The 7,662-nt window shown below is 54.4% G+C and carries 7 protein-coding genes; 5 read left to right on the plus strand and 2 right to left on the minus strand.

The window, feature by feature from the left end; all coding sequences use genetic code 11:
* Window positions 1-140 precede the first annotated feature (140 nt).
* Genes Q1L85_RS14620 through Q1L85_RS14640 form a run of 5 tightly spaced genes read left to right on the plus strand, consistent with a single transcriptional unit; the run spans window position 141 to window position 6,547 of the window.
* Window positions 141-1,682 carry an imelysin family protein gene (locus tag Q1L85_RS14620; RefSeq protein WP_300424330.1) on the plus strand — a complete coding sequence of 514 codons (1,542 nt, stop codon included), beginning with the start codon at window positions 141-143 and terminating at the stop codon, window positions 1,680-1,682.
* On the plus strand, window positions 1,630-3,138 hold the full coding sequence (locus Q1L85_RS14625) for a di-heme oxidoredictase family protein (RefSeq protein ID WP_300424328.1): 1,509 nt from the start codon (window positions 1,630-1,632) through the stop codon (window positions 3,136-3,138). The genes Q1L85_RS14620 and Q1L85_RS14625 overlap by 53 nt, the downstream gene beginning before the upstream one ends.
* Window positions 3,135-4,256, plus strand: coding sequence for a DUF1513 domain-containing protein (locus Q1L85_RS14630; RefSeq protein ID WP_300424327.1), 1,122 nt, complete (start codon window positions 3,135-3,137; stop codon window positions 4,254-4,256). Before Q1L85_RS14625 ends, Q1L85_RS14630 begins: the two co-directional genes overlap by 4 nt.
* A gap of 11 nt (window positions 4,257-4,267) precedes the next feature.
* Window positions 4,268-5,368, plus strand: coding sequence for an imelysin family protein (locus Q1L85_RS14635; RefSeq protein WP_300424326.1), 1,101 nt, complete (start codon window positions 4,268-4,270; stop codon window positions 5,366-5,368).
* A 30-nt stretch (window positions 5,369-5,398) separates the two neighbouring features.
* Window positions 5,399-6,547, plus strand: a complete 1,149-nt coding sequence (locus Q1L85_RS14640; RefSeq protein WP_300433471.1) for a porin — start codon at window positions 5,399-5,401, stop codon at window positions 6,545-6,547.
* On the opposite strand, the gene Q1L85_RS14645 is transcribed toward Q1L85_RS14640, so the two are convergent.
* Both Q1L85_RS14645 and Q1L85_RS14650 read right to left on the minus strand, forming a co-directional pair.
* Window positions 6,548-7,330: a divergent polysaccharide deacetylase family protein gene (locus Q1L85_RS14645; RefSeq protein WP_300424324.1), complete on the minus strand. Its 783-nt coding sequence runs from the start codon at window positions 7,328-7,330 to the stop codon at window positions 6,548-6,550.
* On the minus strand, window positions 7,327-7,662 hold a 336-nt coding region (locus Q1L85_RS14650), incomplete at its 5' end, for a S41 family peptidase (protein WP_300433472.1). The genes Q1L85_RS14645 and Q1L85_RS14650, both read right to left, overlap by 4 nt.

Raw genomic sequence — 7,662 nt, forward strand, 5'->3', positions numbered from 1 at the left:
ATTTTTTATTTTACGCCGATAAATCTGCAAAAGTAATGACATAGATTAAGTTCCGAAGTTGCTAATCATTATCATTAGCCCTATTATCCGTGGGACATTTTCACTGGGGCGGTGTCCTGCCCATCTCAAGGAGCTTCTGTATGAAACTTAATCATCTCGCTATTGGCGTGGCGACTGCTGTATTTCTGACAGCGTGTGGCGGCGGTAGCAATAGCAGCAATGACGATGCAACAAATGGCCTGACCACCAGTGGCGAACTCAACCTCGATAATGTTCGTTCCCTGCTGGATACCAACGCCGATATTGCTCTGGCCGCTTACAACGACTCAGTCGCAACGGCTGAAGAACTGCAGGATGCACTTGCCTCATTCCGCGCGGATCCGTCTGAAGCAAACCTGGAAGCGGCCAAAAAAGCCTGGCTGGTGGCGCGTGAACCTTACGGTCAGACTGAGGTGTACCGTTTCCGTCTGAGCCCGATTGATTCAACTGATTATGACAGTGAAGATGGTCTGGAAGGCGATATCAATGCCTGGCCTCTGGGTGAAGCGCTGATTGACTATGTTCAGGTGAATACCAGCGATTTCGGCGACGACCAGATTGGTGTGACCGCTAACGGCGCGGGCGTAAACGGCGGTGGTGCGGTCGATTCTGAAAACTTCGATGACACCTCTCCGAAGACCAACATCATCGGTAACACCAGCATTGTGATCGACCAGGACCTGCTGTCGAACACGGCCACCGCTGACGACGAGCACGATGTGATCGCCGGCTATCACGCGATTGAATTCCTGCTGTGGGGTCAGGACCTGAATGACTCAGCGGGTACCACCGATGGTACGGATCGTGATGAGGCAGTAAAAACCGAAGGTGCGTCTAACTATGCTGCAGGCGGTGACCGTCCACTAGGCGATTTTATTCCAAGTTACGATGCTGACACAGCGTCTGGCAATGACGACGTTGATGCATCCTACGATTCATCGGTTGAATCTCACCGTCGTCACAAGTACCTGGAAGTAGCAGTCGAGAAACTGATTGCGGACCTGAAAAGCGTTCGTGATGGCTGGGTAGAAGGTGCGACGTACCGTACAGCATTTACAACCATCAGCTCGCAGGCGGAAGCCCGCGAGAAGCTGGCAGAAATCCTGACCGGTATGGGTACTTTGTCTGAAGGTGAACTGGCGGGTGAACGTATGCAGATTGCGTTCAGTGGTAACTCTCAGGAAGACGAGCATTCCTGCTTCTCTGATAACACTCACCGTGATATCTGGCTGAATGCAGAAGGTGTATCAAACAGCTATTACGGCACCTACGCAGGTTATGACAGCACACTCGACGGTACTGATAACGAGACCGCGTCTGCCGTAAATGGTTATGGGTTCGATGATCTGCTCGCTTCCATGGGTGAACTTCAGCTGAAGTCTCAGATTGAAACTGCTCTGAGTACTACCGCTGCCTATTACACTGAGATTGATACGGCAGCCCGTAACGGAAGTCCGTTCGATGTTCAGATCATGGCTGAAAACCGCACCTCTGACAGCAGTGTTGCAAAAACGATTGTCGCTCTGAACGCGCAGTCAAAGATCATCGCGAACATTGCTGAGGCGCTGGACATTTCCGGCTCAGTCGTCGATGAAGAAGCGTCAGGTTGTGATACTGAGTCGCCAACCGAAAGCTGTGACTGATCGTATGCTGAGCAACTTTAAGCCGGCCTTGTGCCGGCTTTCTGCGTTTATTCTGATTGCCTTTTCTTTGGGGTGTACGCATGAACCAGAGCCTTGGGGTACTCTGGCGCAGGAGCACAAGCCCGCTGGCGAGGCTACGGTCGCTGTGCCGCGCCCGGTACGTTTTGATCTGCCTGTGCCGCAACTGAGCGACACTCAGAAACCTCTGTTTTATGCCGGTCGTGCACTGGCTCAGCAGCCCTGGGTGAAGGCACCCACAGCAACGACTCAGCGTGATGGACTCGGCCCTTTATTCAATGCGCGTAGCTGCCTGGCCTGTCACCTCAATGGTGGTCGGGGTGAAATGCCCGACAAAGCGGGCGAGTCGCTTTTCACCGCGTTTGTCCGCATCAGCGTTTCTGGTCTTGATGAGCATGAAGGAGCAAACCCTGAACCCGTGTATGGCACTCAGATTCAGAACCAGTCGGTCTCCTTGTCATCTCAGTTGGGGATTCCTCCTCAGCCGGGAGAGCTGCAGGCTGAAGCGCATGTCTCGGTACGCTGGCTGGAAGAAAAATTCCGTTACCCGGATGGGCATGAGACGGTACTGCGTAAACCTGAAATAGTGATCCGTGACCTCAGCAATGGTCCGCTGCAGTCTGACACTATGATGAGCCTCAGAAATGCCCCGGGTATGTATGGTATGGGGCTGTTGGCGGCGATTCCGGAACAGTCACTGGATGCTCTGGCAGATCCGCAGGACAAAAACAGCGATGGGATTTCCGGGCGTCGTAATCAGGTCTGGGATCCGGTTTCGCAGAGTATCCGTGCGGGGCGTTTTGGCCTGAAAGCGAATCGTCCTGATCTGCCTGTGATTGTGGCCGCGGCATTTGCGCACGACATTGGTATTACCAATGCATTGTTCCCTCATCAGCCCTGTACGCAGGCACAACCACTGTGTCTTAAACAACCGGACGGCAATGACGAAGAAGGGACAGAGTTATCCAATAACCTGCTGAATATGACGGTCAACTTTGTGCGAGACTCAGCCGTGCCGGCCAGCCGGTTGGGTGAGCAACATATCGCTGGTCGTCAGGTGTTTTATGATGCCGGTTGTCAGCAGTGTCATCAGCCATCCTTTGTGACGGCAGGTTTACCCGGCGCGGAGTATCTGGGGCAACAGACCATCTGGCCGTATACCGATCTGTTGCTGCACGATATGGGACCAGGGCTGGCGGATGGACGTCCGGATTTTCTGGCAACCGGATCCGAGTGGCGGACAGCGCCGCTGTGGGGGCTGGGATTGCAGCGGAAAGTGACCGGTGGCCGTCTGAGCCTTCTGCATGATGGTCGTGCCCGCTCGGTAGAAGAAGCGGTGTTGTGGCACGGTGGTGAAGCCGCTGCTGCGCGTAATTATTTCATTCAGTTGCCCATGGTCCAGCGGCGCGAGCTTGAGATATTTGTGGAGGCCTTATGAGTCTGTCCCGCCGGACTTTTCTGCAGCAGGCATCGGTTATTTCAACGCTTTCTCTCGCAGGGCTGCCTTATGCTGTGCGTGCAGAAAACGCGAATGAATACTGGTGGTCTGCGGGAAGCGATCATAGCGATGGCAATGGCGTGGCCGTTTTTTCCGACAAGGGCAACAGCAGGTTGCTGGAAACCGGGTTCCGCGGTCATGGGCTGTGTGTCAGCCCGGACGATGGGCGCATTGTTATGATGGCGCGCCGTCCGGGAATGCAGGGGGCAGAGCTGATGGCGGACCAGAATCTGACGCTGTTCGATGTCCGCCCGGGACGGCAGTTTCAGGGACATGCCTGTTTCAGTGCTGACGGAGCGCGGCTGTTTACGTCAGAAATCGTCGATAGTGGAGACGGCCGGATCGGAATCCGCAATGCTCATGATTTTTCCTGGCTGGGAGAATTCAGCAGTTACGGAACAGAGCCCCACGAAATAAAAATGATGCCGGACGGTGTCACGCTGGCGATTGCCAACGGTGGATTAACTCCGTCGGCTGACGACGGTCGCACGGCAGATAAAAATGCGCTTGTGCAGTCGTCACTGGTGTTTATCGACAGCAGAGATGGCCGCCTGATACATAAATATTCACTGCCCGAAAATAAGGCCAGTATCCGCCATCTGGACATAGCACCGGACGGAACCCTGGTCACCGCGTTGCAGGTGCAGCGCCAATGGCTGGACGACACTGAACCGCGGGCACTGGTCGCCATCCGGCGCCCAGATGAGCCGCTGCAGCTGTTAGAGGCGCCCGGAAACCTCTGGCTCGCACTGCGCGATTATATGGGCAGTGTTGTCATACACCCGGATTACGGTGTGGCCGGGGTCACCAGTCCGCGCGGTAACCTCGTGGTCTTCTGGGAATTGAGCCAGGGCAAGCTTCTGGGGTATTTCCCGTTGCATGATGTGTGCGGCATCGCATTAAGTCAGCAACACGATTGTTTTGTCGTGACAAACTCTGCCGGAGACATGCGTTTTATCGATCCGGTGTCGCTGAAGGAACTGAAACCACTGAGACGACATTCCGATACAGTGCGCTGGGATAACCATCTCCTGGGGCCTTTACCTGTTTCCGTCTGATGAGCAGAAAAATGATGAGAGAAAAGAACTACACCTTGAGCACGTCTGTCTGCGCTGCTCTGGTATTTACTGCATTTCTGGGTCTGTCGGGGTGTGGCGGAGAGCGTCAGAATGATGAGCCGGTTCTGACGGATGCCACTCTAGCCACTGCACTGCGTCAGGTGACGGACAACAGCATTGTTCCCGCCGTCGATACGTTTGCGCAGGCGAGCAGCAGTATGAGTGCTGATATTGAAGCGTTCTGCAGTGACATCTCGGCAGACAGTCTCACTCAGGTACAGGACGGCTGGCGCACGCTGGCACAGGCATGGTACCGCGTCAGTCCGTACCTGTTTGGTCCGGTCAACGACGATGTGGTTTTTCCTGATTATCTGTATATCGACTCGCTGCGACAGCGTGGAAATAACTACCTGGCAACGGTGCGTACTGATATTTCAACCATGGTTGAGGGGGCGTTCGAACTGGATGGCAGTTATTTCAGTACAAAAGAATTTAATAAGGTCGGGATTCTTGCCTTAGAAGTCGCATTGTTTGAAACGCGTTCAGGGTTACCCAGTAACGATGACTTGCTGACCGAATATCGGGATGAACCAAGAAAGTGTGACGTGATCCGCGGCTTAAACAATATTGTTGCGGGCTACAGCAGCAATATGCAGACCGAGTGGACAACAGATTACCAGAACACCGGAACGTCTTACCGGGACTTATTTCTCGCGGGTGATACTGAAGATGGCAGTGAGCCACTGACGTTATTACTGACCCGCGCGCAGGAGCACCTGGATTACCTTAAACAGCGATCGGTATCTTCTGTAGCCGCGACGGTTTCCGGGGAAACCTGGGTATTGATGCAGGCAACCCTCGAGGCCGTTGAGGCGATTGTCGCGGGCACCGGAAACAGCGGTGTCAGCTTTTATCAGCTGATGAATTCGGCGGGTCAGAGCACCGCGGTAACGACTGTACAGGAAAATTTTGCCCGCGCGTACGAAGCGATCAGAGATAAAAACACAACCGACTTTAACACCGCCTGCGCTCTGCTGGATGGTAATTTTAAACGCGATATTCCTGATGCACTGGCTGTGCAGTTGGGGATCAATTTCAGTGATGGCGACTGAACGGAAGGAAAGAAAATGATGAAGACTTCAATGAGACCACTCGCTTTAGCACTTATGCTTGCCTCGGTTGCTCCGGCATTTGCAGAAAATGTCAGTCGCGAAGAACTGGAGCAACGTATTGCTGAGCTGGAAGCCATGCTGAACAGTCGACTCGACGCACTGGCAGATACCGTCGATGCTCAGAGTGACGCGGGCGGAAAAAATGTGCACATCGGTGGCTACGGTGAGCTGCATTACAATCATCTGGACGCCAACGGCGAAGATCAGCGGCTGCTCGATCTGCATCGTATGGTGCTGTTTTTCGGTTACGACTATTCAGACCGCGTGCGTTTTGTGTCTGAGTTTGAAGTAGAGCACACGCTCGTCAGCGGTGGCAGTGAGTTTGGTGCGGTCGAAATAGAGCAGGCCTACGTTGAAATAGATGTGCTCGCGAATATGCAGTTCCGTACCGGGGTCATGCTGATGCCGCTGGGTATCGTTAACGAAACCCACGAGCCGCCGACTTTTTATGGTGTTGAGCGGCCGGTCATTGAGACATCCATTATTCCGAGCACCTGGTACTCTGCAGGTATTTCGTTGTCACAGAGTCTCGACAGCGGCCTGAGCTACGATCTGTTGGTGACAGAAGGCCTGAAAACAGAAGACCCGACCACGAATGATGAGGCCGATCCGTTTTACCTGAAAGGGGGCAAACAGAAGGCCTCCTATTCAGATGCTTTTAATCTGGCTCTGACTGGGCGCGTCCGGTATCGCGGAATACCCGGTCTGGAACTCGCAGCGTATGCGCAATACCAGCCTGATCTGGATCAGAGTGCAGAGACCTCGTATGCGGAGAGCGCAACGCTGGCCGGGGGGCATGTGATCTATCAGCTGGCCCCGATCACCCTGACCGCCCTGTATGCGCGCTGGGATGTGGCAGGTGACGAAGCGAAAGCTGCGGGTAAGGACGTACAGGATGGCGGTTATCTTGAAGCCTCCTGGAAAGCTCAGGAAAACTGGGGCCTTTTCGTCCGGCACAGTGTGTGGTCAGAAGAAAAAGATGAGAGCGCTGCACAGAGCGACTTGGGTGTGAATTACTATCCGCATCCGGATGTGGTCTTTAAAGCCGACTATCAGCTGCAGAATGACGATGCCGGTAATACCGATGGCTTTAACCTCGGTATGGGTTATCAGTTCTGATCAGCTGCCACTGATATCCAGTTGCAGCCGGGAGAGCTCTTCAGGGCGCTCACCGGCCTGCCATTGCTTCTGCATTAAAAACCGGTCTGCGCGCATCAGGCGTACACCGGTTTTCTCTTTAAGCCCGGGTAACTGCTGTTCGAGAAAATCCAGCGTCTCGGGATAGGGGTGGCCGATCAATATGGCATGGCCGCGTCGTTGGGCGATCTCCAGTGCCCGGTCAAACTGGCCCTGCAGCGCTTCGTCGTTGCGATCGTTGTCGAGAAAAACATCACGACGGGCTACCGCGATGCCTGCATGGTCCGCCTCTTTTGCCGCGACACTGGCCGGGTTGGTCAGGCTGTCAATAAAGTACAGCCCGCGTGCGCTGACCACGTCCATTACCCAGCGCATGCTGTCTTCTTTCTGTGTCAGGCGACTGCCCATGTGGTTGTTGACGCCCTGTACGTGTGGGATAGCGTCAAGGCTACTCTTCAGTGTCTGTTGCAGGGTCTGCTGGTCCATATCTTCAGTCATGGCTCCGGGGCCCAGTTTTGCACCGGTTTCGTTGGCCATCGGGGCGTGCAGCATAATGCCCTGGCCAAGGTCCGACGCCTTTTCGGCCAGTTTAGCGGCATAGGGGGTATGCGGCAGGAACGCCAGCGTGACAGGCCCCGGCAGTTCGACGGCGCGTTTACCGAGTGACCGGTTGTTGCCGACGTCGTCAATAATGACGATTAACGAGGGCTCCGCCTGCACCGCCGCGGCAGTGCAGAAGGCAATAGCTGCCAGCAGTTTTTTCAATCCTGGCTTTCCTTAATGGCAGTTTTTTTCGGACTCAGAATACTGACGCCACGCAGCAATGTGTGCGCTTCGTACAGCTGGAAGTCGCGATTTATCAGATCCTGATTGCGATCTTTTTCTGCTTTTTCAGCGGCCGCTTTTTTCTCGTCGGGATTGCTCAGGTGGCCCGGCAGATCCGACTCTTTATAAAAGCGTTGCTTATTTGGGGTGACTTCACTCTGCTCAACAATAATGTCCGGCACAATGCCCTGAGCCTGAATAGAACGGCCGCTGGGTGTGAAATACCGGGCGGTTGTGAGTTTGACGGCAGAGGTTTCGGTGACGGGCAGCAC

It is taken from the genome of uncultured Thalassolituus sp., assembly GCF_950066645.1.
Classification (GTDB): domain Bacteria; phylum Pseudomonadota; class Gammaproteobacteria; order Pseudomonadales; family Oceanobacteraceae; genus Thalassolituus.

Bases quoted from the DNA above. Each gene is read 5' to 3' on its own strand.
- Q1L85_RS14620 (WP_300424330.1), top strand. From the start codon at position 141: ATGAAACTTAATCATCTCGCTATTGGCGTGGCGACTGCTGTATTTCTG.
- Q1L85_RS14625 (WP_300424328.1), top strand. From the start codon at position 1,630: ATGAAGAAGCGTCAGGTTGTGATACTGAGTCGCCAACCGAAAGCTGTG.
- Q1L85_RS14630 (WP_300424327.1), top strand. From the start codon at position 3,135: ATGAGTCTGTCCCGCCGGACTTTTCTGCAGCAGGCATCGGTTATTTCA.
- Q1L85_RS14635 (WP_300424326.1), top strand. From the start codon at position 4,268: ATGATGAGAGAAAAGAACTACACCTTGAGCACGTCTGTCTGCGCTGCT.
- Q1L85_RS14640 (WP_300433471.1), top strand. From the start codon at position 5,399: ATGAGACCACTCGCTTTAGCACTTATGCTTGCCTCGGTTGCTCCGGCA.